Raw genomic sequence first — 26,648 nt, 5'->3', positions numbered from 1 at the left:
TTGACGGGCATCCATGCCCGTCACCTCCCTCCGCAGTCCCTTCGCTCGGCCTCCTGAAGTCGCAATCGGCGGCGCCTGAACTATCGCGCGCTTAAAAGCAAAAGCCGAAGCGAGAGCGAGAGCAAGTAAAAGAACAAAGCGGTTCGCTGTACTAGCGCGGTTTCAAGTCCATCCGGCGCAGATGGCAGGTCACTTCCTCGCGGTCGTGATACAGCTGCTTGCAGGCAATCGACACCTTGATCTTGCGCGCCTTGAAGGTCGCCTCCATGCGGTCGAGCAGCCGGCGTACTTCGGCATAGCGCTGTTTCATCGGCAGCTTCAGGTTGACCACAGCTTCACGGCACAACCCCTCGCCCAGCCAGGTCTCGATCAGCGAGGTGGTACGCGCCGGCTTCTCGACGATATCGCACACCATCCAGTCCACCGGCTGCTTCGGTTGCCAGGTGAAACCGTCGGCCATCAGGTGCTGGACCAAGCCGGTATCCATAAGGCTTTCGGCCATCGGCCCGTTGTCGATGGCGGTCACCAGCATGCCCCGGCGCACCAACTGGTAGGTCCAGCCACCCGGCGAGGCCCCCAGGTCAACGCCGGTCATGTCATCGCCCAGGCGCTGCTCCCACTGCTCGCGCGGGATGAACTGGTGCCAGGCCTCTTCCAGCTTGAGCGTCGAGCGGCTGGGCGCCTCGCGGGGGAATTTCAGGCGCGGGATGCCCATGGGCCACAGCGCACTGTTGTTGGCCGGAGCAACACCGGCAAAAACCCGGCGACCGCTGATGAAGGTGAGCAGCAGGCGCGGGCGGCTGGGGTCGTCGACCAGGCGGCCGGCCTTTTCCAGGGCCTTGCGCAGTGGCACCTCGAACTTGCGGCAGAAGGTGGACAATTCCTTGCCTTCGTTGCTGTCCAGCACCTCCAGCCATAGGCTGCCGAACACCGGGAGCCCGGCCAGGTGTGCCAGCAGCACACTGATGCGGTCGCTCTCCGGCAGTTCGACATAACCGCCACGGGCCCACTGCCGCGGGAAAATCAGCTGGTTGAAGCGCAGTTCCCCCATCAAGCGCTCGGCACCGCCCTCCTCGCTACAGACAAACTCGGCACTGGCACTTTGCGGCTTGCCTTTGGCATAGCCGGCAACACCCAGGCGGGCGGCATGTTCGCTGATTTCGGCGCACACCTCACCCTCGAAACCGGGCCGGCAATGCATGAACAGGGTATTCATCTCTCACTCCACTACGGCTGGCGCGCCACAGGCGCCGGCAGGGCGGCGATGATAAAGGAAGATCGGAACCTGCGACATGCCCCGCCGGTCCAGAAAAGGGTCAGGTGGCGCAAAGCGGTCTAACCTGACCTTTCAGCCAGGTCCGTGCCGTGCGGATCGATACAGAGCGGTGCCACCGGCAAATGTTGCCAGGCACCGGCGCAGAAGGAGTTGGCAATGCCCTCGCTCGATAGCCTGAATACCCTCAAATCCCTACAGGTCGGCGACAAGACCTACCACTACTTCAGCCTCACCGAGGCCGCCCGCCAACTGGGCGACCTGCAACGCCTGCCCATGTCGCTGAAGGTGCTGCTGGAAAACCTGCTGCGCTGGGAGGACGGCAAGACCGTCACCGGCGACGACCTGCGCGCCCTCGCCCAATGGCTGGGCGAGCGACGCTCCGACCGCGAGATCCAGTACCGCCCGGCGCGGGTACTGATGCAGGACTTCACCGGTGTGCCGGCCGTGGTCGACCTGGCCGCCATGCGCGCAGCCATGGCCAAGGCCGGCGGCGACCCGCAGCGCATCAACCCACTATCACCCGTGGACCTGGTGATCGACCATTCGGTGATGGTCGACCGCTACGGCACGCCACAGGCCTTCAGCGAAAACGTCGACATAGAGATGCAGCGCAACGGCGAGCGCTATGCCTTCCTGCGCTGGGGCCAGAGCGCCTTCGACAACTTCAGCGTGGTACCGCCGGGCACCGGCATCTGCCACCAGGTCAACCTCGAATATCTCGGCCGCACCGTCTGGACCCGCGAGGCAGATGGCCTCACCTATGCCTTCCCCGACACCCTGGTGGGTACCGACTCGCACACCACCATGATCAACGGCCTGGGCGTGCTCGGCTGGGGCGTGGGCGGCATCGAAGCGGAGGCAGCCATGCTCGGCCAGCCAGTGTCGATGCTGATCCCCGAAGTGATCGGCTTCAAGCTGACCGGCAAGCTGCGCGAAGGCATCACCGCCACCGACCTGGTGCTGACAGTGACGCAGATGCTGCGCAAGAAGGGCGTGGTGGGCAAGTTCGTCGAGTTCTATGGCGACGGCCTGGCCGAGCTGCCCTTGGCGGACCGTGCGACCATCGCCAACATGGCCCCGGAATACGGCGCCACCTGCGGCTTCTTCCCGGTCGACCAGGTGACCCTGGACTACCTGCGCCTGTCCGGCCGCCCAGAGGCGACCGTGCAACTGGTCGAGCAGTACTGCAAAGCCCAGGGCATGTGGCGGCAGCCCGGCCAGGAGCCACTGTTCAGTGACAGCCTGGCGCTGGACATGCATGAGGTCGAGGCCAGCCTGGCAGGGCCAAAAAGGCCGCAGGACCGGGTGGCCCTGGGCCAGGTCAGCCAGGCCTTCGACCACTTCATCGAACTGCAACCCAAACCGCTGGCCAAAGAAGTCAGCCGCCTGGAAAGCGAAGGTGGCGGCGGCGTGGCGGTGGGCAACGCCGACCAGGCCGGGGAGATCGACTACAGTCATCAAGGCCAGACCCACACCCTGCGCGATGGCGCCGTGGTGATTGCCGCGATCACCTCGTGTACCAATACCTCCAACCCCAGCGTGATGATGGCCGCCGGGCTGGTGGCGAAAAAGGCTCTGGAAAAAGGCCTGCAACGCAAACCCTGGGTCAAGAGTTCACTGGCGCCAGGCTCCAAGGTGGTCACCGACTACTTCAGGGCCGCCGGGCTCACCACCTATCTGGACCAACTGGGGTTCGACCTGGTCGGCTATGGCTGTACCACATGCATCGGCAACTCCGGCCCGCTGGATGAAGCGATCGAAAACGCCATCGGCAGCGCCGATCTTACGGTGGCATCGGTGCTGTCGGGCAACCGCAACTTCGAAGGCCGCGTGCACCCGCTGGTCAAGACCAACTGGCTGGCCTCGCCGCCGTTGGTGGTGGCCTATGCCTTGGCCGGCAGCGTGCGCCTGGACCTGACCCGCGAGCCGCTGGGCACCGGCAAGGATGGCCAGCCGGTATACCTGCGCGACATCTGGCCCAGCCAGCAGGAAATCGCCGCTGCCGTGGCCAAGGTCGACACGGCGATGTTCCACAAGGAATACGCCGAGGTGTTCGCCGGCGATGCACAGTGGCAGGCGATCGAGGTACCGCAGGCGGCCACCTACGTGTGGCAGGCCGACTCCACCTATATCCAGCATCCGCCGTTCTTCGAAAACATCGGCGGGCCACCCCCGCAGATCACCAACATCCAGGGTGCGCGGATCCTGGCGCTGCTGGGTGACTCGGTGACCACCGACCATATTTCGCCAGCCGGCAACATCAAGGCCGACAGCCCGGCCGGGCGCTATCTGCGTGAGCAGGGCGTGGAGCCCCGCGACTTCAACTCCTACGGTTCGCGGCGTGGCAACCATGAAGTGATGATGCGCGGTACCTTCGCCAACATCCGCATCCGCAACGAAATGCTGGCGGGCGAAGAAGGCGGCAACACCCTGCACGTGCCCAGTGGCGAGAAGCTGTCGATCTATGACGCGGCCATGCGCTACCAGCAGGAAGGCACCCCGCTGGTGGTGATCGCCGGCCAGGAGTACGGCACCGGCTCGAGCCGCGACTGGGCAGCCAAGGGTACCAACCTGCTGGGGGTCAAGGCGGTACTGGCGGAAAGCTTCGAGCGCATTCACCGCTCCAACCTGGTAGGCATGGGCGTACTGCCGCTGCAGTTCAAGGCCGGGCACAACCGCAAGCAAATGGGCCTGACCGGCAAGGAGAAGATCGATGTGCTGGGCTTGGACGGCGCGCAGATCCACCCGGGCATGAGCCTGTCCTTGCGCATCACCCGCGAGGATGGGCAGCAGGAGCAGATCGAGGTGCTATGCCGGATCGATACCGTGAATGAAGTGGAGTACTTCAAGGCCGGGGGAATATTGCATTATGTGTTGCGCCAGCTGATTGCTGGTTGAGGCGGGTATGCTTGGGGCTGCTGTGCCGGCGATGGGCCGCGCAGCAGACCCAACATCGTTCAATCAGAAGGACCACTTGTGCCTCGCCTCCACCTGATCGCACTTTTACTCCTGGCGCTTGGCTACACCCTTGCCCTGAGCCACGGCAACCTCGGCATCACCACCCTGCCCACCTTTCTCGCCCTGCTTGCCGGTGCCCTGCTCGCTCGCTGCCCCCAGCGCTGGCAACAAGCCCTCGGCCACACGGTGTTCATCCTGCTGGCCATTGCCCTGGCATTGCACTGGTTGCCCGGCTTCAACGCAGCCAAGGTCATCGACGGCGTAGTCCTCAGCCCCGGCGCCCTGCCCTTCACGATGTACCTGAACCTGGACAAACCACTGATCGGCGCCTGGCTGCTGCTGGCCTGCCCTTGGTTGTTCCTGTGGCGCAGCCAGGGCCTGGCCAGCAGCTTGCTGTATGCCCTGCCCCTGACCCTGCTTGCATGCCTGGGCGGTGCCTGGGCACTGGGCATGCTGGCCTGGGCCCCGAAATGGCCCGACCAAGCCTGGCTCTGGCTGCTGAACAACCTGCTGCTGGTAAGCCTGACCGAAGAACTGTTGTTCCGCGGTTACATCCAGGCCGGCTTGCAACGGCTGCTGCGCCACCAAGGGGCAGGATTGTTCGCCGCCGCCTTGCTGTTCGGCCTGGCCCACCTGGGAGCCGGCTGGCAATGGGTGTACCTGGCCACCCTTGCCGGAATCGGCTACGGGCTGGCGTACCGCTGGGGCGGTGTGGCGGCGGCGGTACTCTGCCATTTCGCCCTTAACCTGGTGCACTTCACCCTGTTCAGCTACCCGATGCTGGCTCTTGGCTAGCTAATCGGTCATCATTCGACCTATCCGTCATGAAAAAGCAGTAAAAACGCAATAATGACGCTAACTTGCTTGAACGTGCTCGCTGGGTAAACCAGATCACGTGCTGGCTTATTGCTATAGATCAAGCACATTAATTATTCATTCAATAAAACCAGCGGCTTGCCGATATCTGTCGAAAGCCCTGCGGACTATCAACCCATGCGTAACAACCAGCCGATTACCCAGAGAGAACGGACTTTCCCTGCCCAGCAGCGGTTGATCTCCACCACCAATGCCAAAGGTGTGATCACTTACTGCAACGATGCCTTCATCGAGATCAGTGGTTTTACCCGCGAAGAGCTGACCGGTGCGCCGCACAACCTGGTACGCCACCCGGATGTGCCGCCAGCGGTGTTTGCCCACATGTGGCAAACCCTCAAGCAGGGCCAGCCGTGGATGGGCATCGTCAAGAACCGCTGCAAGTCTGGTGACCACTACTGGGTCAACGCCTACGTCACGCCGATCTTCGACAACAATCAGGTGGTCGGCTTCGAGTCGGTGCGGGTCAAACCTACCGCCGAGCAGGTCCGTCGCGCCGAGGCGCTGTACCAGCGCATCAACCAGGGCAAACCGCCGATACCACGCCGGGACAAGTGGCTTCCGGTGCTGCAGGACTGGCTGCCGTTCATTCTGATCAGCCAGGTAGGCTTCCTGATCGGCAACTGGCTGGGCCATTCCTGGGGCTTCGCCTTGGCTGCCGGGCTTTCCGTACCGCTGGGCCTGCTGGGCCTGAGCTGGCAACAGCGCGGCCTCAAGCGCCTGCTGCGCCTGGCCGAACAGACCACCTCCGACCCGCTGATCGCGCAGATGTACACCGACAGCCGTGGCGTGCAGGCGCGCCTGGAAATGGCCATGCTCAGCCAGGACGCGCGCATGAAAACCTGCCTGACCCGCCTGCAGGACAGCGCCGAACACCTCAGCGAACAGGCGCGCCAGTCCGACGCGCTGGCGCACAAGAGTTCTTCAGGCCTGGAGCGCCAGCGGGTGGAGACCGAGCAGGTTGCCGCTGCGGTCAACCAGATGGCCGCCACCACCCAGGAAGTGGCCAACCACGTGCAGCGAACCGCCGATGCCACCCAGGAAGCCAACCGCCTGACCAGCCAGGGTCGGCAGATTGCCGGTGAAACCCGCGAGGCCATCGAACGCCTGTCGGCGGCGGTGGGCGAGACCGGCCAGACGGTTACGCAACTGGCCAAGGACAGCGATGAGATTGGTGGGGTGGTCGACGTGATCAAGGGCATCGCCGACCAGACCAACCTGCTGGCGTTGAACGCGGCCATCGAAGCGGCACGTGCCGGTGAAATGGGCCGAGGTTTTGCCGTGGTGGCCGACGAAGTGCGCCAGCTGGCCCAGCGCACTGCCGAATCCACCGGGCAGATTCACGGCCTGATCGCCAAGCTGCAACAAACTGCCAGCAATGCCGTGCTGACCATGGAAACCGGCCATCGCCAGGCGCAGGAAGGCGTCGACCGTGTAATGCAGGCCGACGAGGCGCTGGTGGGCATCAGTGAAGCGGTGGCCAACATTACCGACATGGCCACCCAGATTGCTGCAGCGACCGAGGAGCAGACTGCAGTGGCTGACGAGATCAGCCGCAACATCAGCACCATTGCCGACCTGGCCGACCAGACTGCCGAACAGGCCCAGCACTCGGCGCTGCTCAGCGAAGAGCTGACCAGCACGGCGGGTACCCAGTACTCGCTGGTAGAGCGGTTCAACCGCTAGGGCCCTGTAGGAGCGGCCCATCGCGACACAAGGCCGCTCCTACAACGACCCCGTCCAGACTACCAATCCAGCTGCAAGCAGCTCTCGAAATAGCGCTCTTCCCCGCTCAGCGGGTCTGCAAAGCGCAGGCTCTGCGCCAGCAACTTCAGTGGCCGCTGGTAATCATCCTCTTCGTTTAGCAACTGCGGATAGAACGGGTCATTGCAGATCCCCGCCCCCAATGCCGCCATGTGCACACGCAGTTGATGGGTCTTGCCAGTCACCGGCGACAGCCCGTAACGCCACAGCTCGCCATTTTTCTCCAGCACTTCGGCCAGGGTTTCGCTGTTGGCCTCCCCCTCTACTTCATGCATGCGGAAAAACGGCTCGCCATGTACCAGGCGGCTTTTGTGCACCAGCGGGAAATCGTGCTGCGGCATGGCCGCGGCAATGGCCTGGTAGCGCTTGTCGATGCGCCGTTCGGGGAACAACCGTTGGTAGGCACTGCGACTCTGCGGGTTGGCGGAAAACAGCACGAGCCCGGCAGTGTGCCGGTCGATACGGTGCAACGGCACCAGATGCGGGTTGCCCAGGCGGCGGATCAGGCGGCGCAGCAAGGTCTGCTCGACGTATTCACCTGTCGGCGTCACTGGCAGGAAATGCGGCTTGTCGGCTACCACCAGGTGCTCATCCACATGCAGTACGGTCTCCTGCACCGGGATCGGCCGCTCGTTCGGCACCTCACGGAAGTAATGCAAACGCATACCGCGCTTGTAAGGCAGTTCGGCAGAAACCGCCCGCCCCTCGGCATCCAGCACCCGACCACGGGCAAAGCGGTCGAGCCACTGGGCGCGGTCGATGGCCTTGAAATGGTCACACAGGCAGTCAAGCACCGTCGCCCAGTTACCGGGAGGCAGGCACACCGTGCTGGCTTGCTGGCGGGCGGGGTCGAAAGGCGTGGTCATGGCAGGGCTCGAAACGTTCACGGCCGCGCATTATCCCCCAAGCCCGCGCCCTCAACCAGCCTTGGCAATGGCCTCGCAGCGCTCCTTCAGCCATCGCAACACCTGCACCGGCTCCCATCGCCCCGGGTCGTAGAGGGCATAGAGCAACCCTTGGTAACCCACCACGTCCAACCCACGGTGGTAGCCGGCACGCTGGAACAGGGCCTCGATTTCGGCGAAGCAGGTATTGAAATGGACCTTGCCGAACGGAGTGCGGTCGTCGGTCACCAAGCCTTCGAGGCGCAGTTCCAGAACAGCGTCGGCCACCCGCTCGACGGGCATGCGGTTGACGCTGTACTTGAGTTGCTCGACATTGAGCATGGCTTTACCTCGATACTGTATTTATATACAGCATACGAACATCCCCTTGCCGCCGTCAATGCGCTTCATTGCAGGCCCGGCAGATAGCCGGTGCCTTTGCGGATGGTCAGCACCTGGCGTCGTGGGGCGCTACGCGACACAGCCAGGTGCACCCAGTTATCGAATTCGAGGATCAGCTGGTCGAAGGGGATGGCGCTTTCGCTGATACGGCGCACCACCTCGCGCGGGCTCACTTCAATCACCGTGAAGTCAGCCGCCAGCCCCTGCAGATGCTTGCTCGTCAACGCCCCGCCAATGCGCTGGTTGACTGCGGGGCTGCGATAGCCGCTGCTGACGATGATTGGTGCGCCGAACAACGCACGCACCTGCTCGAGTGCATTGCACAGCAACTGCAGGTTGGCACGCGCTTCAGCGGGAGGATTGTTGTCGAGCCCTTCCCTGGCGGCGAGCTGCGAAATGGTCATTTCATCGAGGGTGAAATGGGGAGAAATGCGCATGGCTGGATTCCTGATGACCGGTGATGGATGCCGGCCTCAACGTGCCGGCAGCGGATCATCACAACGCAACACACTGCATGGAGCAGGGACAAACCTCCCCTGGCGCTGTTACTGCTCGAGAAACGCCACCACCTGTCCGGCATCGAACGGCCAGTGCAGCTCGGCGCCATTGTCACAGCGGCGCAGCACCGGAATGATCAGGCCATAGCGCTCGTACATGGCTTCGTTCTCGGCAATGTCGACCAGCTCCACCAGCAGGCCATGGTCGACGAAGGGCATCAGCACGGCCTCGGCCACTTCACAAAGGTGGCAGCCGAGGGTGCCGAACAGTTGGCATTCAGGCAGCATGGGGGCAAGTCCGATTTGACAGGGAGAAACCTATTCTAGGTCCGTCCTGCCCCCCGTGCACCTGACGTGGCTCAATCCTGGCTGGTGGCGCCGATACGGTGCAGCGACAGGTCCGCGCCCTGGAACTCCTGCTCATGGCTCAAGCGCAGCCCGTGCAGCGCGCGGATTGCACCATACACGGCAAAACCGCCAGCCAGTGCCACCACCACGCCCATCAGGCTGCCCAGCAACTGGCTGGCCAGACTGACACCGCCCATGCCACCCAGCAGCTCCTGGCCGAAGATGCCGCAGGCCAGGCCGCCCCACACACCGCACAGACCATGCAAGGGCCACACACCCAGCACATCGTCGATCTTCCAGCGGTTCTGCGCCGCAGTGAAGGTCCAGACGAACAGCGCGCCCGCCACCAGGCCGGTGGCCAGCGCACCGATCGGGTGCATCAGGTCGGAACCTGCACAAACCGCCACCAGCCCGGCCAGCGGCCCGTTATGCAGGAAGCCCGGGTCGTTACGGCCGGCCAGCAGGGCCGACAGGGTGCCACCGACCATGGCCATCAGCGAGTTGATCGCCACCAGGCCGCTGACACCCTGCAACGTCTGGGCACTCATGACGTTGAAGCCGAACCAGCCGATGATCAGGATCCACGACCCCAATGCCAGAAAGGGTATGCTCGACGGCGCAAACGCCACCAGCCGGCCATCGCGGTAGCGCCCGCGGCGCGCGCCCAGCAGCAACACCGCCGCCAGCGCCAGCCAGCCGCCCATGGCATGCACCACTACCGAGCCGGCAAAGTCATGGAACGGCGCGCCGAAGCGTGCCTGCAACCAGGCCTGAACGCCCAGGTTGCCGTTCCACACCACGCCCTCGAAGAACGGGTAGATGAACGCCACGATCAACGCCGTGGCACACAGTTGCGGCACGAAGCGCGCCCGCTCGGCGATACCCCCGGAGATGATCGCCGGGATCGCCGCGGCGAAGGTCAGCAGGAAGAAGCACTTGACCAGCGCATAGCCATGGTCGGCCGCCAGCGCCGCCGCCGGCTGGAAGAAGCTGACACCGTAGGCGATCCAGTAACCGATGAAAAAGTACACCAGTGCCGAGATAGCGAAGTCGCTGAGAATTTTCGACAAGGCGTTGACCTGGTTCTTGTGGCGCACCGTGCCCACTTCGAGAAACGCGAAGCCGGCGTGCATGGCCAGCACCAGGATGGCGCCCATGAGAATGAACAGGGTGTTGGAACCGTGGACCAGGGAGTCCATCGCGCTGTGCATGTTTTCCATGAAATAGGCAGACCTGCTGAAAAAGGCACCAGGACAGTTCAAGAACCTGCATCCCTGCACCGAATCGGTGCCAGCCCCCTGCCCTGTTTCGGTGAGCCGGGCGGAGCCTGCGTGGTTTTTTCTTGGGTTTGTCGTGGATTGGGTTAAGGTTTATCGGTATCCGCTGCGCTGGCGCCCTGAATCGGCGCAATACCCGCCTGGGGCGCCCCGCAACGTGGCAAAGGCTTAGCAAGGCCCATACCAGCGCCGGCACTTGAACCTTCCGCGCTTGCTATCACTCGAACTACCAACATCCATCGACAGGGAGACACCCATGGCCAGCAAATCGGCAAAGACTGCACAAGAGATATTGATGGCTGACTTCCAGGCACTGGTCCGCGATACCGAGAAGCTGCTGGCCGACACCGCCAACCTGGCCGGCGACCAGGCTGACGAGTTGCGCGCACAGATCCACGATCGCCTGGCCCAGGCCCGCGAAAACCTGCAGCTGACCCAGGACTCGGTGCGCGAGCGCGGCCACGCAGCACTGGGCAGTGCCGAACAGTACGTGCAGGAAAAACCATGGCAGGCGATCGGCATTGCCGCGGGCGTCGGCCTCTTGATCGGCCTGCTAGCCAACCGGCGCTAAGGGGTTCCCATGGAGAACGACGCCAACGGCGCCAGCGCCTCGGGCAAGCGCCTGGGCGCGGCTGCCCTGGGGCTGCTGCACAGCCATATCGAATTGTTCGGCATTGAGTTGCAGGAGCAGAAGGGTCGCACATTGAGCTTGCTGCTGTTCGCTGGCCTGGCCCTGGTATTCGCCCTGCTGCTGCTGACGGCGCTGTCCGGGCTGTTGCTGGTGTTGCTGTGGGACAGCTATCGCCTGGCCGGCATCATCGGCTTGTGCGTGTTCTACGGCATCGCCGCGCTGTATTGCGGCCTGCGCCTGAAAGCAGCGGTGTTCGACGAGTCGTCGCCCTTCGGCGCCACCCTAGAGGAACTTGCCAAGGACCGGGAGCGCCTGTTGCCATGAGCCTGCCAGAACTGCCAAACACCCGTAACCCGCGTGAACTGCGCAAGGCGCTGCTGCGCCTGCGCATGGAAATGCACCGCCAGGAAATCCGCCACGAGTCCGCGCAGTTGCTGGAGCCGCTGCGCCGCGTGCGCGGCATGGGCAGCTCGCTGCACGACGGGCTGGGCATCAAGCATGCGCCACTGTGGGGGATTGGCGCCGTGGTGGCGCTGGGCTTCCTCACCGGCAAAGGTGTGCGCAGCGGCAACCTGGCGCGGCTGTTGCGCCTGGGCACCGGCCTGCTGCCGCTGCTGCGCCTGTACCTGCAAGGCAGCCGCCGCCCCTGAGCGTTTTCCGTCGACAGCACCGGCCCTGTCGCCGGCATGCTGGCTCCCACCTCGACCGCATCGGTCTCACGCCATGTGCGATTCCTGTGGGAGCCGGCTTGCCGGCGATAGGGCCCTTACAGGCTTACCCCTTGCGCCGCCCTTCCGGACACCGGAAGCTATACCCCTCGATCCACAGGAGACCGCGCCTTGGACTGGCACACCCTGCTCACCCGCGAACGCTTGGGCAAAGCCCTGTACAGCGCCGATGAACTCGGGCGCAGCCCCTTTCACAAGGACCACGACCGCATCATCTTCTCCGGAGCCTTCCGCCGTCTCGGGCGCAAGACCCAGGTGCATCCTGTTTCCAGCAACGACCATATCCACACACGCCTGACCCACTCGCTGGAAGTCAGCTGCGTTGGCCGCTCGCTGGGCATGCGCGTCGGCGAAACCCTGCGCGACAGCCTGCCGGACTGGTGCGCCCCCAGCGACCTGGGGATGATCGTGCAGTCGGCCTGCCTGGCCCATGACATCGGCAACCCACCGTTCGGTCACTCTGGCGAAGACGCCATCCGCCACTGGTTCCAGCAGGCCGCCGGGCGTGGCTGGCTGGACGACATGAGCGACGACGAGCGCGCCGACTTCCTCAACTTCGAAGGCAACGCCCAAGGCTTTCGCGTACTCACCCAGCTGGAATACCACCAGTTCGACGGCGGTACCCGGCTGACCTATGCCACCCTCGGTACTTACCTGAAGTACCCATGGAGCGCACGCCACGCCGACGCCCTGGGCTACAAGAAGCACAAGTTCGGCAGTTACCAGAGCGAGCTGCCGCTGCTCGAGCAGATCGCCCGCAAGCTCGGCCTGCCGCAACTGGAACACCAGCGCTGGGCGCGCCACCCGCTGGTCTACCTGATGGAGGCTGCGGATGACATCTGCTACGCGCTGATCGACCTGGAAGACGGCCTGGAAATGGAGCTGTTGCAGTACGCTGAAGTCGAAGCGCTGTTGCTCGACCTAGTCGGCGATGACCTGCCGGAAACCTACCGCCAGCTCGGCCCTGGCGACTCCCGGCGGCGCAAGCTGGCGATCCTGCGCGGCAAGGCCATCGAGCACCTGACCAACGCTGCCGCTCGCGCCTTCGTCGAGCAGCAGCAGGCCTTGCTGGCCGGCCAGCTTGCGGGCGACCTGGTCGAACACATGCACGGCCCGGCCAAGCGCTGCGTGCTGCAGGCCAAGGCCATGGCACGCAACAAGATCTTCCAGGACAAGCGCAAGACCCTGCACGAAATCGGCGCCTACACCACGCTGGAGATCCTGCTGAACACCTTCTGCGGGGCGGCCCTCGAGCAGCACGGTGGGCGCACACCCTCGTTCAAGAGCCGCCGGGTACTGGACCTGATCGGCAACAATGCCCCCGACCCGCACGGCTCGCTGCACAGCGCCTTCCTGCGCATGATCGACTTCATCGCCGGGATGACCGACAGCTATGCCAGCGAAATGGCCCGGGAAATGACCGGGCGCTCCAGCCCGACTTGAGCCCTGACGGTGCAACCCGGGCATTGCCCGGAGCTGCACCGTACTTTGTGGGAAACTTCCTACATACACTGGCGACAAGTTAAACAACACGAATAAAAATAAATGAAAAGTTACCAATCACGTTTTGACATTGAGTTAAATGTGCCTGGTTCGTAGCCCGAATTGTTTTATCTTGTAAGCCATTTCCCATATAGGGCTAATAGCCCTTCCTCGCATGCCCGATGACTTTCAACTGCGATAAGGTGCCGCCTGTCATCCTCAATCGCCCGCAGGGAAGTTGAACATGCATTCCATATTTATCGTCGACGACCATCCCGTCATCCGCCTGGCCGTTCGTATGTTGCTGGAAAACCAGAATTACAAGGTTGTCGGCGAGTCGGACAACGGCGTTGACGCCATGCAGATGATTCGCGAAACCTCGCCCGACCTGGTCATCCTCGACATCAGCATCCCCAAGCTGGACGGGCTGGAGGTGCTTGCCCGGTTCCAGGCCATGGCCCTGCCCCTGAAGGTGCTGGTACTGACCGCGCAATCTCCCGCATTGTTTGCCGTACGCTGCATGCACTCGGGTGCTGCAGGCTATGTGTGCAAACAGGAAGACCTGAGCGAACTGCTCAGTGCAATCAAGGCCGTGCTGGCTGGTTACAACTATTTCCCCAGCCAGGCAATCAAGCATGACCATGCGGTAGATGCCGACTTGCAACTTTTCCGCCAGGTAAATGACCGCGAACTGATGGTACTGCAACTATTCGCCCAAGGCCGCAGCAACAAGGAAATTGCCAAGGGCATGTTCCTCAGCAGCAAGACCGTCAGTACCTACAAGAAGCGCCTCATGCACAAACTTCAGGTCAATACGCTGGTCGACCTGATTGAAATGGCCAAACGCAACGCGCTGGTCTGAGGGTAGTCATGGCGCAGCTCATAGTTCGCCTGCTGTTCACCCTGCTCCTGTTCAGCGGCGTGGCACAGGCAACCCACCACGAAGCTTCATCCTATACCTTGCTGGCACGCTCATCGGCCAGGCCGGCATTGCCTGCGCTCACCGACGAGCAACGGCAATGGCTCGAAGGCCGTCAGGAACTGGTGCTGGGTACCTCGGCACCGGACTACCCACCATTCGACATCACCAGTGGGGGCCGCGACTACCAAGGCCTTACCGCCGAGTATGCGAGCCTGATCGGCAACGCCCTGCAGTTGCCCGTGCGTGTGCTGCGCTTTTCCAGCCGGCAAGCGGCGGTGGAGGCGCTGCGCCAGGGCGATATCGACCTGCTTGGCAGCGCCAATGGCTACGAAGCGGCCAGCGATGGCCTTGCCCTGTCGCACCCCTATGCCATCGACCAACCGGTGCTGGTAACCCGCGAGGACGAAAGCCGGGCGCTGGACATGGGCCTGGCCGGCATGCGCCTGGGCATGCTCTACCACTACCTGCCGCGGCAGGAGGTGAAAAGCGCCTACCCCAAGGCCGAGCTGCTGGCCTTCGGCTCATCCAGCGAGGCCTTGAGTGCCGTGGCGTTCGGCCAGGCCGACGTGTTCATCGGCGATACCATTTCCACCCACTACCAGCTCAATCGCGGCCACCTGCCACGCCTGCGCATGGCCAGTTTCGGCAAGCACGAAGCCATCGGCTTCGGTTTTGCCCTGCGCCACGAGGACAGGGTGCTGATGCAGATGGTGAACGCCACCCTGGACAGACAGACTTCGGCCATACGCGCCAGTATCTTCAAACGCTGGAGCGCTGGTAGCGACCAACTGCTGACCGACCGCAAGCTGCAACTGACCGACACCGAAGAACAATGGCTGAAGGACCACCCGGTGATGCGTGTGGCAATCGATGACACCGCTGCACCTGTCTCGTATTTCGATGGCTCGGGGCATTTTCGCGGCATCACCGCTGACCTGCTCGAACTCCTTCGCTTGCGCACCGGCTTGCGTTTCGAGGTACAGCGCGCCAGCGGCCTTGCCGACATGATTGCCCGCCTCAAGGATGGCCGCGCCGATGTCATCGCTGCACTGGCCACCGGCGGGGTGAACGAAGACGACCTGCAAATCAGCCAGCCCTACCTTGAAAGCGCCTATGTGCTGGTCAGCCGCAAGGACAAACAACCCCTCACCTCGCTGGAACAACTGCAGGGTCATCGCATCGCCATCACCCGCTACAGCGCCATGGACGCCATGCTGTCGAGGCACTATCCGCAAATCGGCTGGGTCGAGACCGAAAGCTCGTTCTATTCCATGGCGTTGCTCAACAGCGGTGCCGTCGATGCAGTGATCACCACTTTGATCGACGCCAACCACGCGCTGGCCGGCAACCCGGAACTGGTCATCCGGGCCACCGTCGGCAGCGAACCCGCCAACTTCGCCATGGCCACCAGTGCCCCATCGCAGGTGCTGGTGTCGATCCTCGACAAGGCGCTGCTGAGCATCTCGCCGGAAGAACTGGGGGTCATCAACAACCGCTGGCGCGGCTTCAGCCTGCACGAGGATGGCAATGACCACGGCTACCGCAGGCTGGCGATTCAAGTGGTACTGGGCACCGCCGTGCTATTGCTCCTGGCCTTGCTGTGGAATGCCCGCCTGCGTCTGCAGATTCGCCAACGGCAACGTGCCGAACGGGCGCTGAACGACCAGTTGGCATTCATGCGCGCCCTGCTCAACGGCACACCCCACCCCATGTACGTGCGTGACCGCGAGGGCCGCCTGCAAAGCTGCAACTACAGCTACCTCGAAGCCGTGCAGGCCCGGTCCGAGGAGGTCATCGGCAAGAACCTGGAGGGTAGCCTGTTCGCCGATAGCGAGCAGACCCGGCAGATCCACGCCGATTACCTGAAGGTGATGGCCGAAGGCTCGCCACTGATCATGGACCGGCCACTACGGATCCAGGGCCGGGAAATGACCATCTACCACTGGATTCTGCCGTACCGCGACTCACTGGGTGTGGTACAGGGCATCATCGGTGGCTGGATCGACATCAGCGAACGCCGCCATCTGGTCATGGAGCTGCGCCAGGCCAAGCAGCAGGCCGACGATGCGAACCGCGCCAAAAGCACGTTCCTGGCCACCATCAGCCATGAAATCCGTACCCCGATGAATGCAGTCATCGGCATGCTCGAGCTGGCAGTCAAGCGCGCCGACCAAGGCCGGGTAGACCGCAGCGCGCTGGAACTGGCCCACCATTCGGCCAAGGACCTGCTGGGCCTGATCGGCGATATCCTCGACATCGTGCGCATCGAGTCGGGGCACTTGTCCCTTGCCCCGGAGGCCGTCGACCTTGCAGCCCTGGTCGAATCGGTGGGGCGCATTTTCGAAGGCCAGGCGCGGCAGAAAGGCCTGGCCCTGGAGGTTATGATCGCACCGGCCGCACGCTGCCATGCCCTGCTTGACCCCCTGCGCTTCAAGCAGGTCCTTTCCAACCTGGTAAGCAACGCCATCAAGTTTACCGAGCATGGCCAGGTGCGCATCTGCGTCGGCCTGGTGGACGACGGCACCACCACCCCTGCCGTGCTGGAGCTGGAAGTACGCGACAGCGGCATCGGCATCCACGCAGATGACCTGCAACGCCTGTTCAACCCGTTCATCCAGGCCAACCCGCATAGCCAGAGCGCCCGTGCGGGTACCGGGCTGGGCCTGGCCATCTGTCGCAACCTGTGCGAAATGATGGGCGGCAGCCTGACCATCAAGAGCCTGGAGGATGTCGGCACCCAGGTGCGACTGAAGATGCCGCTGCAGCGGGTTGACGCTGCGGCGCAGCCGGCCCGGCAGATAGAGAACCTCGATGTGCCCGACCCAAGGCTGAACGTGCTGGTGATCGACGACCATCCAGCCAACCTGCAATTGATGGCACAGCAGCTTGGCTACCTGGGGCTGAAGCACACCAGCGCCCGCGACGGTCGCGAAGGCTTGGCCACCTGGCGGGCGGGCGACTTCGATGTGCTGGTGCTCGACTGCAACATGCCGCACATGAACGGCTACCAGCTGGCCACCGCCGTACGCACCGAGGAACGCCATGGCAGGCGGCCGCGCTGCACCATTCTCGGCTACACCGCCAACGCACAGCCAGAGGTACGCCGCAAGTGCCTGAGCGCCGGCATGGACGACTGCCTGCTCAAGCCGATCAGCCTGGGCACGCTCAGCCAACGCCTGGCCGGCATACGCCCGCACCGCCAACACAAACCGCGGCGCAAGCTGTACCACCTGGACGGCCTGGCCACAGTGGTCGGCCAAGACCCGAACGACCGCCAGCGCTTCCTGCAGGCGTTGCAGCAGAGCCTGCAGGCCGACCTGGCCACCTTGATGGCACTGAATCCGCAGCACGACAGCGATGCCATTGCCGAACAGGCGCACAAGGTGCTCAGCGCCGCGCGGATGCTGGAAGCCCCCGCATTGATGAAGGCCTGCGAAGCCCTGGAAGCAAGCGGCTTGCCTACCGCCCAGTTGCGCCTGCGGCGCCAGGCACTGGCGCGACATATGTGCCGGGTAGAACGTGCCCTGGCCAAGGAACTGGCCACAGGCACCTGCACACAGGCAGGCAGCCACGCGTGTTAACTGGTAGACTGCGCGGCGTTATTACCTAAGAGGATTGTTTCATGGCCACAAACCGCTCCCGTCGTCTGCGCAAGAAGCTGTGTGTCGACGAGTTTCAGGAATTGGGCTTCGAGCTGAACCTGGAATTCAAGGAAGATCTGGATGACCAGGCAATCGATGCTTTCCTCGACGCGTTCCTGGCAGAAGCCATGGATGCCAATGGCCTGGACTATGTAGGCGGTGACGATTTCGGCCTGGTGTGCTCGGTCAAACGTGGCTCGGTCAGCGAAGAACAGCGTGCAGCCGTTGAAGCCTGGCTCAAAGGCCGTAGCGAACTGACCAAGATCGAAGTCAGCCCGCTGCTGGACGCCTGGTACCCGGAAAAGCCGATCAACAAGGCCGAGTAATACCGGCCCGGCTCGATCGCTGAAAAGGCCACCCCAAGGGGTGGCCTTTTTTATTGGGGGTGCTTTTCCGTCGAACGTGGCGCATCGTCGCTGCGCTTGGGGCATAATGCGTATTCTTTCACCCTGGGGCCATCATCCCTTACAGCCCCAATGCCCTTTTCCCTCGCCGTAGGGTATTTATCGATCATGATCAAAACGCTTCGTCCCCTCGTTCTTGCCGGCCTGCTGTTGCCACTCGCCCTGCCCAGCCAGGCCGCCGCCGTCAACACCACGCTGCCTGCCAAGGTGCAGCAGGCCCTCAAGGCCAACAAGCTGCAGGATTCTGCCCTGTCACTGGTGATGCTGCCGCTTGACGGCCCCGGCACACCGACCGTGTTCAATGCCGATGTCTCGGTCAACCCGGCCTCGACCATGAAACTGGTCACCACCTACGCCGCCCTCGAACTGCTGGGCCCGACCTTCCAGTGGAAAACCGAGTTCTACACCGACGGCACCCTGAGCAACGGTGTACTCAACGGCAACCTGTACCTCAAGGGTGGCGGCGACCCAAAACTGAACATGGAGAAGCTGTGGCTGCTGATGCGTGACCTGCGCGCCAATGGCGTGCGCACCATCACCGGCGACCTGGTTCTGGACCGCAGCCACTTCGTGCAGCCCAATCTGCCGCAGTTCAACGACGACGGCGGCGATGTGAACAAGCCGTTCCTGGTCAAGCCCGACTCGCTGCTGGTCAACCTCAAGGCCCTGCGTTTCGTGGCCCGCAACGATGGCGGCAAGGTCACCATCGCGGTCGAACCGCCGATTGCCAGCATCCGCATCGATAACCAGGTCAAGGCGGTGGCCTCCAAACAGTGCTCGGGTGACGTGCGCTACAACCCGGTGCAACAGGCCGATGGCATCAGCGTAACGGTCAGCGGCCAGCTGGGTGACGGCTGCAACTCGCAGACCTACCTGTCACTGCTCGATCACCAGACCTACGCCGCCGGTGCCGTGCGCGCTATCTGGAACGAGCTGGGTGGCAGCATCCAGGGTGGCGACCGCTTCGAGAACGTGCCCAAGGGCGCTCGCCTGCTGGCCCGTGCCTTCTCGCCAGACCTGGTGGAAGTGATCCGCGACATCAACAAATACAGCAACAACACCATGGCTCAGCAGCTGTTCCTGAGCCTTGGTGCACAGTTCCGCACCGATGCCGACGGTGACGACGCTCGCGCTGCCCAGCGCGTGGTGCGCCAGTGGCTGGCGAAGAAGGGCATTACCGCCCCGCACCTGGTGATGGAAAACGGTTCCGGCCTGTCGCGCGCCGAACGGGTCAGCACTCGGGAAATGGCCGCGATGCTGCAGGCCGCCTGGAAGAGCCCTTATGCTGCCGAATTCATGAGCTCGATGCCGCTGGTGGGTATGGACGGCACCATGCGCAAGCGCCTGAAGCGTACTGCCATGACCGGCGAAGGGCACATCAAGACCGGCACGCTGAACACCGTGCGGGCAATTGCCGGCTTCAGCCGTGACAGCAACGGCCATACCTGGGCAGTGGCGGCGATCCTCAACGATCCGAAACCGTGGGGCGCCTCGCAGGTGCTCGACCAGGTGCTGCTGGACCTGTACCGCCAGCCGAAACTGGCCGGCAGCACAGCGGCCAACTGATAGGTATAGGTAGCCAGTACCGGCCTCTTCGCGGGCTTGCCCGCTCCCACAGGTATTGCACCAAGTTCAATAACGGTGCAGTACCTGTGGGAGCGGGCAAGCCCGCGAAGGGGCCGGTACCGACAACCAAAAACGATCAGGCCAACTCCCCCTCCACCCGATCCCGCCCGGCCTGCTTGGCCGCATATACCCCGGCATCAGCCCGCAACAGCAAAGCATCGGCCCCCTCCCCCGGTCGCCAGCCCGCCACACCAAAACTCGCGGTCACCCTGCCCACGCCTTCCACCGGCACATTGCGCACCCCATGCCACAGCTCCAGCGCCAGCAACCGGGCCTGCTCGGCATCGCTGCCGGGGCACAGCACCATGAATTCCTCGCCGCCCAGCCGGCAGAACACATCGGTACGCCGCAAACGCTGGCCGATACGCAGGCACAAGCTACGCAGCACGCGGTCGCCGACGGCATGGCCGAAATGGTCGTTGATGCGCTTGAAGTGATCGATATCGAGCATGATCACCGCCAGTGCCAGGCCATCGCGCTGGGCACGTTCCAGTTCGAGCTTGAGCCGCTCCTGGAAGTAACGGCGGTTATGGATGCCGGTCAGCGAGTCGGTCACCGACAGCGCACGCAACTCTTCCTCCACGCCCTTGAGGTCGGAGATGTCGGTCAGGTAGCCATGCCACAAGGTGCACCCCTGCTCGCCCACCTCCGGTGTCGCCTCGCCACGCACCCAGCGCAGCCCGGCACGCGGCAGGCAGACCCGGTATTCTTCGCGCCAGGGCGTCAGGTGTTCGGCCGAGTAACGCACCGAGCGGCGCACGCGCTCCAGGTCATCCGGGTGGATGCGCTCGAATACCGCCGTGGCATCCTCGCGCAACTGCTGCAGGTCAATTTCGTATATGTCGTACAGGCCCATGCTGGCATACGGAAAGCAGGAATGGCCGTTGCCATCCAGGCGGTACTGATAAATGCCGCCCGGCACCTCGGCACTGAGCTTTTCCAGAAGGCGGTCACGGGCCGCCAGCGCCTCATGCACCCGACGCCGTTCGGTGACATCGATGCAGATCGCCAGGTAACCGATCCACAACCCCTGTTCATCGAGCATGGCGGTGACCAGCATGTTGGCCACCAGTTGGCTGCCATCGGCGCGCAACAAGGTCCACTCCCCCGGCTCGGCACCATGCTCCTGCACCGTTTCGGCGAACATGGCCTGGCCACCTTCAATCGGTCGGCCGTAACGCAGGCTCAAGGCATGGGTACGCAGGCTCAATTCCTCGGGCAGCACCAGGTCCTCCAGGCGCAGCTGGCCGATCGCCTCGCTGGCGGGGTAACCGAGCATGCGTTCGGCGCCGGCGTTGAAGGTACTGACCACGCCCTTGAGGTTGGTAGCGATGATCGCCACCTGGGTTGCGGCATCCAGTACGCTGCGCAGCTGGTTGTGGGTGCCACGCAATGACTGCTCGCTGACCCGCAGCTCGGCAGTGCGCTGCTCGACCAGGGCCAAGGCACGCTGGCGCTGGCTGAACAGGTTGTAGAGCAAGATACTGAGCAGCAGGCTCAACAAGCCGCCCAGCAGGCTCACGGCCAACACCGCGGAGGAACGGTTGGCGCGCACGAAGGCCAGACTCGGCCGGATACTCAGCTGGAAGTGGTGGTCAGCCAGGTGCAACAGCTGGTTGGTGGCCAGCGGCAGGGGGGCGACCGGGTTCTGCGAATCGAACATCACTTCGGGGCCATACAGCCCGGTGGGGTCGACGATACGGACTACCAGGTTGTCGTCTGCCGAAACCGGGCGCCCGTCACTGACCAGTTCACGCATGCTCAGCAAGGCCGTCACATAGCCTACTGCCGCGCCGCGGGGGTTGGCATCGGAAAACACCGGCGCCACCATCAGCAGGCCACGCGCATCCGAGCTGGTATCGAACATGGGCAGTGGCTCGGAAACCGCCATGCTGCCCGGCCCCAGCGCCCGCGACAGGGCCGCCAGGGGCTCTTCCTGGCCGGCGAGGTCCAGCCCATAGGGCAGCCCGGGCAATTCACCCGACTGGGTATAGAGTACCGGGAAGTAATGGTCGCGCTGGGGGGATGGCCGCCACTGGCCTTGCTGATCCTGGTCGCGGATCACATAGCCCGGACCGGAATGCGCACTGGCCTGGCGCTCGAACTCGGCGCGTTGCGCGGCTTCGACACGCGGCGCCCAGGCGTAGGCCAGGGTCCGCTGCAGCAATGGCCTGGCGTAGCCGTCGAACTCGTGTGGGGTGATTTCGTTGGAAAAGCTGAAAAACCGCCGCAGCCCGTCCAGGCGCTGCTGCTGTTCGTCAAACCGCTCGGCGATACGGCTGAAACGCTCGCTGGCCAGCAGCTCGAAGCGCTGGCGCAGCTGCTGCTTGTAGAAGGTTTGCGTGGCTAACGCCAGGACGGCCGTCAACAGGCCGCCTACGACCAGGGCAACCAGGGCCACCGCCCAGGCGGACACCGCCTCTGTGCACAGGCCAAGCAACCGCGCACGCACGCCACCCTTTGACATACACCCATCTCGTCACGTCAGCGTCCTGCGGATTATCTTGCCCTGCACTCAGTTATAGCTATTGGCCATTAGCCGTGCAATGTACCTCGTCGCCTCAACGAAGCTGCAGACGCCAGGCGCGATGGATACGGTTATTGCGAGCGAAGTCCGGGTCCAGGGTCTGGGCCGTGATTTCCTCCACCGCGTAACGCGCCATCAGGTGCTCGTCCAGCTGGAACTTGCGGAAGTTGTTGGAGAAATACAGCACGCCACCCGGCGCCAGGCGGGCCATGGCCAGGTCCAGCAGCTGCACGTGGTCACGCTGAACGTCGAACACGCCTTCCATGCGCTTGGAGTTGGAGAAGGTAGGCGGGTCGATGAAGATCAGGTCGTAGCTGTCGCGGTTGCCTTCCAGCCAGGCCATCACATCGCCCTGCTCCAGGCGGTTGCGTTCGGAGAAGCCATTGAGCGCCAGGTTGCGCCGCGCCCAGTCCAGGTAGGTTTTCGACAGGTCGACGCTGGTGGTGCTGCGCGCGCCGCCCTTGGCCGCATGCACGGTCGCCGTGGCGGTGTAGCAGAACAGGTTGAGGAAGCGCTTGCCGGCTGCTTCGCGCTGGATGCGCATGCGCATCGGGCGATGGTCGAGGAACAGGCCGGTGTCGAGGTAGTCGGTGAGGTTGACCAGCAGCTTGACGCCGCCTTCGTTCACTTCCTGGAAGCGGCCTTCGGTAGCCTGACGCTCGTACTGGCGCGTGCCGCTCTGCCGCTCGCGACGCTTGAGCACCACACGCTGCGGCGAAATGCCCAGGGCCTGCGGGATGGCTGCCAGCGCGTCGAGCAGGCGTGCCTGGGCCTTGTCCGGGTCGACCGAACGTGGCGCGGCGTATTCCTGCACGTGAACCCAGTCCTGGTACAGGTCGACCGCCAGGGCGTATTCGGGCATGTCGGCATCGTACAGGCGGTAGCAATCGACCTGCTCACGGCGGGCCCACTTGCCCAGTTGCCGGAGGTTTTTCTGCAGTCGGTTGGCGAACATCTGCGCCCCTTCCGACAGGCGCGCCGGTTCGCTGGCTGGTGCTGCCTGCTGGCGGGTTTCCGTGCCTTCAGGCTGCGCCTCGCGGCGCTCGCCGGTAACGAACTGGTCGGGCTGCACCTTGAACAACAGCAGCTTGCACGGCAAGGCGCCGTTCCAGAACGCGTACTGCTTGTGGCTGCGAATACCCATGCGCTTGCCCAGCTGCGGCGCGCCGGTGAACACCGCCGCCTCCCAGCCCATGCAGGCCTGGCGCAGGCGCTCGCCGAGGTTCTGGTAGAGATACAGCAGGCTGGCTTCGTCACCCAGGCGCTCGCCATAGGGAGGGTTGCTGATGACCAGGCCTTTCTGGTTCTGGTCCGGGCGCGGCTCGAAGGTGCTGACTTCGCCCTGGTAGATCTTCACCCAGTCACCCAGGCCGGCGCGCTCGACGTTGTTGCGGCCTGGCTGGATCAGCCGCGGGTCGGCTTCGTAACCACGGATCCACAGCGGCGGTTTGGCCAGACCGGCCTGTGCCCGCGCCTGCGCCTCGTCATGCACCTTGCGCCACAACGCCGGTACATGGCCGAGCCAGGCACTGAAGCCCCAGCGTTCACGTTTCAGGTTGGGCGCGATATCTGCGGCGATCATCGCCGCTTCGACCAGGAAGGTACCCACACCGCACATCGGGTCGGCCAGCGCGCCACCTTCGGCGGCAATGCGCGGCCAACCGGCGCGGATCAGCACCGCCGCCGCCAGGTTTTCCTTCAGCGGCGCGGCGCCTTGCTGCAGGCGGTAGCCACGCTGGTGCAGGCTGTGCCCGGAAAGGTCAAGGGAGAGAATGGCTTCGCCACGGTCCAGGCGCAGGTGCACGCGCACATCAGGGTCGATCTTTTCCACCGACGGGCGCAGGCCTTCGCGGTTGCGCAGCTTGTCGACGATCGCATCCTTGACCTTCAGCGCACCGAAGTGGGTGTTGTCGATACCCGAACCATGGCCGCTGAACTCCACTGCGAGGGTGCCATCGGCCGCCAGGTGATCGGCCCAGTCGACCGCGTGCACGCCGTCGTAGAGGTCGTCGGCGTTCTTCATGGAGAAGCGCTTGAGTACCAGCAGCACCCGGTTGGCCAGGCGTGACCACAGGCACAGGCGGTAGGCGGTTTCCATGTCGGCGGCGCCACGAATGGCCGAGGTGTGCTCGCGCACGTCATCCAGGCCGAGGCCCCGCGCTTCTTCGGCAAGCAGGCCTTCCAGGCCTTTGGGGCAGGTGAGGTAAAGTTCGAAACGGTCCGACATGAGTAATCCAGCGCCTTGGGCTATTTGACTGACGGGGCGACGCATCGCCCCGCGATGTTTGCCCGCACACCTTTCCAGCAGGCGTGCGGGTGGCCTTTCCCGGCACACAAGCGTGCGGTGGAAGGCCGGGCCGCCTGACCGATCTGTGCCTGGCCCAGTGGCAAAGACAGCTTAGATCATCAGGCAGTACGAAAAATTCTGGCGATGCCGGGGCCAGTGTGACCCTTCGTCGCATTTCAAATTATTTCTGTCATCCGCGAGCAACGCTGGCGAAATGACGTCAATGATCGGCAAAGCCTGATCATAGCGGGCTCAACGCTAAATAAGGTTGAGTCGCATTTATTTACTTATCCCCTCACCCTTGGAAAGGTTACGTGCTTATGACAAATCGATCATTCACACCGTGACTCGCATTCGATAGAACTGGTCTCAGGCCGCTTCGCAACGAGGTGGCACTTTCAGCTCGCCACGCCGGCAGCGAGCGCACACCGGCAGAAAGACTCTGCCCGGCCTCGGAGAGGCCGACGGGACATTACAGTCAACAAGTGAGGGCAACACCCTATGAGAAGACTTAAGCGTGATCCGTTGGAAAGAGCATATTCACGTGGCTACCAATATGGGGTCACCGGCAAATCCCGCGAACTTTGCCCCTTCAATCTTCCTTCTGTTCGCCAAGCCTGGATCAACGGCTGGCGTGAAGGTCGCGGTGATAACTGGGACGGAATGACTGGCACCGCTGGCATCCATAGACTCAACGAAAATCACGCCGTTGGCTGAACGAGGACACTGAATTCGATTCACCATGCACGCCCTATCCGGGCGGCGGGCGAAGGCCCAGGGGCCCCTTGATGGGGCCCTTTTTTATGACTTCGAATCCACATCCGCGCTGGCTTCTTCGCGGGCTCGCCCGCGAATGGCCGGCAGATCACCGAGGCATCGCAGCGATAGCGTCCACCGCCTCGCGAATCAGCGCAGGCCCCTTGTAAATGAAGCCGGAGTAGATCTGCACCAGGCTCGCCCCGGCAGCGATCTTTTCGGCGGCATGGCGGCCTTCGGTAATGCCGCCAGCGGCAATGATCGGTAGCTTGCCGCTCAGTTCGGCCGCCAGCACCTTGACGATATGGGTGCTCTTCTCCAGCACCGGCGCGCCCGACAGGCCGCCCGCCTCGCCACCGTACGGCAACCCTTCGACACCTTCACGCCCCAGCGTGGTGTTGGTGGCGATCACCGCATCCATGCCCGACTCCATCAGCGCCGCGGCGACCAGGGCGGTTTCTTCGTCGCTCATGTCCGGGGCAATCTTGATTGCCAGAGGTACGCGCTTGCCATGCGTGCCGGCCAGTTGCTCGCGGCGCTCGGCCAGGGCATCGAGCAACTGCTTGAGCGAATCGCCGAACTGCAGGCTGCGCAGGCCCGGGGTGTTTGGCGAACTGACGTTGACCGTGATGTAACTGGCGTCGGTGTACACCTTGTCCAGGCAGATCAGATAGTCATCGACGGCACGCTCCACCGGGGTGTCGAAATTCTTGCCGATGTTGATGCCCAGCACGCCGTTGTAACGTGCAGCCCGCACCCGGCCGAGCAGGTGATCAACGCCCAGGTTGTTGAAGCCCATGCGGTTGATGATGGCCGTTGCCTCCGGCAGGCGGAACAGGCGTGGCTTGGGGTTGCCCGGCTGCGGGCGCGGGGTGACGGTGCCGATTTCGACGAAGCCGAAGCCCAGCTGGGCGAAACCGTCAATGGCCGCACCGTTCTTGTCCAGGCCGGCCGCCAGGCCCACCGGGTTGGCGAAGTTCAAGCCCATGACCGTGACCGGCAAAGCCGCCGGCTGCTTGCACAGCATGCCGTTGAGGCCAAGACGGCCACCGGCGCCGATCAGGTCCAGGGACAGGTCGTGGGAGGTTTCCGGAGAAAGCTTGAACAGCAGCTGGCGGGCCAGGGTATACATGGGCGGGCAAGGCTCGGGGTGAATGAGGGGGCGATTATAGCCAGCGTGGGGCTGGCATGACAGCAAATCGTGGGGCTGCTGCGCAGCCCATTGCCGGCAAGCCAGCTCCCACAGGTACAACACAAGGGCTAAAAGCTGTGCTGTACCTGTGGGAGCAACTGTCTTGCTCAATTTCTAAAAGCTGGCGTGATCCCTGTGGGAGCGGGCTTGCCCGCGAACACGGGCGAAGCCCG

At 63.6% G+C, this 26,648-nt stretch carries 21 protein-coding genes; 12 read left to right on the top strand and 9 right to left on the bottom strand.

From position 1 onward, the window contains the following. Positions 1 to 151 precede the first annotated feature (151 nt). The gene (gene rlmM / locus IRZ77_RS24200; protein WP_085601524.1) at positions 152 to 1,216 is read right to left on the bottom strand and encodes a 23S rRNA (cytidine(2498)-2'-O)-methyltransferase RlmM; all 1,065 of its coding nucleotides are present in this window, start codon (positions 1,214 to 1,216) and stop codon (positions 152 to 154) included. Between the two features lie 216 nt (positions 1,217 to 1,432). Between rlmM and acnA the strand changes: the two genes are divergently transcribed. From acnA to IRZ77_RS24185, 3 genes are all read left to right on the top strand, one after another. Further along, positions 1,433 to 4,174, top strand: a complete 2,742-nt coding sequence (gene acnA, locus IRZ77_RS24195) for an aconitate hydratase AcnA (protein WP_196174536.1) — start codon at positions 1,433 to 1,435, stop codon at positions 4,172 to 4,174. 78 nt (positions 4,175 to 4,252) lie between these two features. Further along, positions 4,253 to 5,029 (top strand): CPBP family intramembrane glutamic endopeptidase, encoded by a 777-nt coding sequence (locus tag IRZ77_RS24190; protein WP_196174535.1) that lies wholly within the window; start codon positions 4,253 to 4,255, stop codon positions 5,027 to 5,029. Positions 5,030 to 5,227: 198 nt separating this feature from the next. Then, entirely contained in the window at positions 5,228 to 6,793 is a 1,566-nt protein-coding gene (locus IRZ77_RS24185) for a methyl-accepting chemotaxis protein (protein WP_046616265.1), read from the top strand. 59 nt (positions 6,794 to 6,852) lie between these two features. On the opposite strand, the gene IRZ77_RS24180 is transcribed toward IRZ77_RS24185, so the two are convergent. From IRZ77_RS24180 to IRZ77_RS24160, 5 genes are all read right to left on the bottom strand, one after another. Further along, complete coding sequence (locus tag IRZ77_RS24180; protein ID WP_046616266.1) at positions 6,853 to 7,737, bottom strand: pseudouridine synthase; 885 nt, start codon at positions 7,735 to 7,737, stop codon at positions 6,853 to 6,855. 51 nt (positions 7,738 to 7,788) lie between these two features. Beyond that, complete coding sequence (locus IRZ77_RS24175; RefSeq protein ID WP_046616267.1) at positions 7,789 to 8,097, bottom strand: hypothetical protein; 309 nt, start codon at positions 8,095 to 8,097, stop codon at positions 7,789 to 7,791. Positions 8,098 to 8,162: 65 nt separating this feature from the next. Then, positions 8,163 to 8,594: a D-Ala-D-Ala carboxypeptidase family metallohydrolase gene (locus tag IRZ77_RS24170; protein ID WP_046616268.1), complete on the bottom strand. Its 432-nt coding sequence runs from the start codon at positions 8,592 to 8,594 to the stop codon at positions 8,163 to 8,165. A 108-nt stretch (positions 8,595 to 8,702) separates the two neighbouring features. Then, positions 8,703 to 8,942: a glutaredoxin family protein gene (locus IRZ77_RS24165; protein WP_085601521.1), complete on the bottom strand. Its 240-nt coding sequence runs from the start codon at positions 8,940 to 8,942 to the stop codon at positions 8,703 to 8,705. A 71-nt stretch (positions 8,943 to 9,013) separates the two neighbouring features. Then, positions 9,014 to 10,222, bottom strand: a complete 1,209-nt coding sequence (locus tag IRZ77_RS24160) for an ammonium transporter (protein WP_046616270.1) — start codon at positions 10,220 to 10,222, stop codon at positions 9,014 to 9,016. Positions 10,223 to 10,535: 313 nt separating this feature from the next. On the opposite strand from IRZ77_RS24160, the gene IRZ77_RS24155 reads away from it, so the two are divergent. The 8 genes from IRZ77_RS24155 (at position 10,536) to dacB (ending at position 19,653) form a co-directional block, all read left to right on the top strand. After that, positions 10,536 to 10,850, top strand: coding sequence for a DUF883 family protein (locus tag IRZ77_RS24155; protein WP_046616271.1), 315 nt, complete (start codon positions 10,536 to 10,538; stop codon positions 10,848 to 10,850). Between the two features lie 9 nt (positions 10,851 to 10,859). Next, positions 10,860 to 11,234, top strand: a complete 375-nt coding sequence (locus tag IRZ77_RS24150; protein ID WP_013971683.1) for a phage holin family protein — start codon at positions 10,860 to 10,862, stop codon at positions 11,232 to 11,234. After that, positions 11,231 to 11,560 carry a hypothetical protein gene (locus tag IRZ77_RS24145; protein WP_046616272.1) on the top strand — a complete coding sequence of 110 codons (330 nt, stop codon included), beginning with the start codon at positions 11,231 to 11,233 and terminating at the stop codon, positions 11,558 to 11,560. The genes IRZ77_RS24150 and IRZ77_RS24145 overlap by 4 nt, the downstream gene beginning before the upstream one ends. A 189-nt stretch (positions 11,561 to 11,749) precedes the next feature. Then, complete coding sequence (locus IRZ77_RS24140) at positions 11,750 to 13,081, top strand: deoxyguanosinetriphosphate triphosphohydrolase (protein ID WP_085601519.1); 1,332 nt, start codon at positions 11,750 to 11,752, stop codon at positions 13,079 to 13,081. Between the two features lie 283 nt (positions 13,082 to 13,364). Beyond that, positions 13,365 to 13,982 carry a response regulator transcription factor gene (locus IRZ77_RS24135; protein WP_046616274.1) on the top strand — a complete coding sequence of 206 codons (618 nt, stop codon included), beginning with the start codon at positions 13,365 to 13,367 and terminating at the stop codon, positions 13,980 to 13,982. Positions 13,983 to 13,990: 8 nt separating this feature from the next. Continuing rightward, positions 13,991 to 17,623 carry an ATP-binding protein gene (locus IRZ77_RS24130; protein WP_196174534.1) on the top strand — a complete coding sequence of 1,211 codons (3,633 nt, stop codon included), beginning with the start codon at positions 13,991 to 13,993 and terminating at the stop codon, positions 17,621 to 17,623. 41 nt (positions 17,624 to 17,664) lie between these two features. Continuing rightward, positions 17,665 to 18,009: a YggL family protein gene (locus IRZ77_RS24125; protein ID WP_004376110.1), complete on the top strand. Its 345-nt coding sequence runs from the start codon at positions 17,665 to 17,667 to the stop codon at positions 18,007 to 18,009. 186 nt (positions 18,010 to 18,195) lie between these two features. Further along, the gene (gene dacB, locus IRZ77_RS24120; protein WP_046616276.1) at positions 18,196 to 19,653 is read left to right on the top strand and encodes a D-alanyl-D-alanine carboxypeptidase/D-alanyl-D-alanine endopeptidase; all 1,458 of its coding nucleotides are present in this window, start codon (positions 18,196 to 18,198) and stop codon (positions 19,651 to 19,653) included. A 136-nt stretch (positions 19,654 to 19,789) separates the two neighbouring features. Here dacB and IRZ77_RS24115 read toward each other — a convergent pair whose 3' ends face one another. Further along, positions 19,790 to 22,180, bottom strand: a complete 2,391-nt coding sequence (locus tag IRZ77_RS24115; RefSeq protein ID WP_196174533.1) for a sensor domain-containing diguanylate cyclase — start codon at positions 22,178 to 22,180, stop codon at positions 19,790 to 19,792. A 94-nt stretch (positions 22,181 to 22,274) separates the two neighbouring features. Beyond that, the gene (rlmKL, locus tag IRZ77_RS24110) at positions 22,275 to 24,467 is read right to left on the bottom strand and encodes a bifunctional 23S rRNA (guanine(2069)-N(7))-methyltransferase RlmK/23S rRNA (guanine(2445)-N(2))-methyltransferase RlmL (protein ID WP_108481429.1); all 2,193 of its coding nucleotides are present in this window, start codon (positions 24,465 to 24,467) and stop codon (positions 22,275 to 22,277) included. 561 nt (positions 24,468 to 25,028) lie between these two features. On the opposite strand from rlmKL, the gene rmf reads away from it, so the two are divergent. Next, positions 25,029 to 25,244, top strand: a complete 216-nt coding sequence (gene rmf / locus IRZ77_RS24105) for a ribosome modulation factor (protein ID WP_003248687.1) — start codon at positions 25,029 to 25,031, stop codon at positions 25,242 to 25,244. Between the two features lie 148 nt (positions 25,245 to 25,392). Here rmf and IRZ77_RS24100 read toward each other — a convergent pair whose 3' ends face one another. Next, positions 25,393 to 26,415, bottom strand: coding sequence for a quinone-dependent dihydroorotate dehydrogenase (locus IRZ77_RS24100; RefSeq protein ID WP_085601516.1), 1,023 nt, complete (start codon positions 26,413 to 26,415; stop codon positions 25,393 to 25,395). Positions 26,416 to 26,648: the final 233 nt, after the last annotated feature.

It is taken from the genome of Pseudomonas pudica (genome assembly GCF_015680405.1).
GTDB classification, from domain to species: domain Bacteria; phylum Pseudomonadota; class Gammaproteobacteria; order Pseudomonadales; family Pseudomonadaceae; genus Aquipseudomonas; species Aquipseudomonas pudica.
The sequence above is the reverse complement of the archived record's forward strand: the minus strand, read 5'-3'. Positions and strand labels throughout refer to the sequence as shown.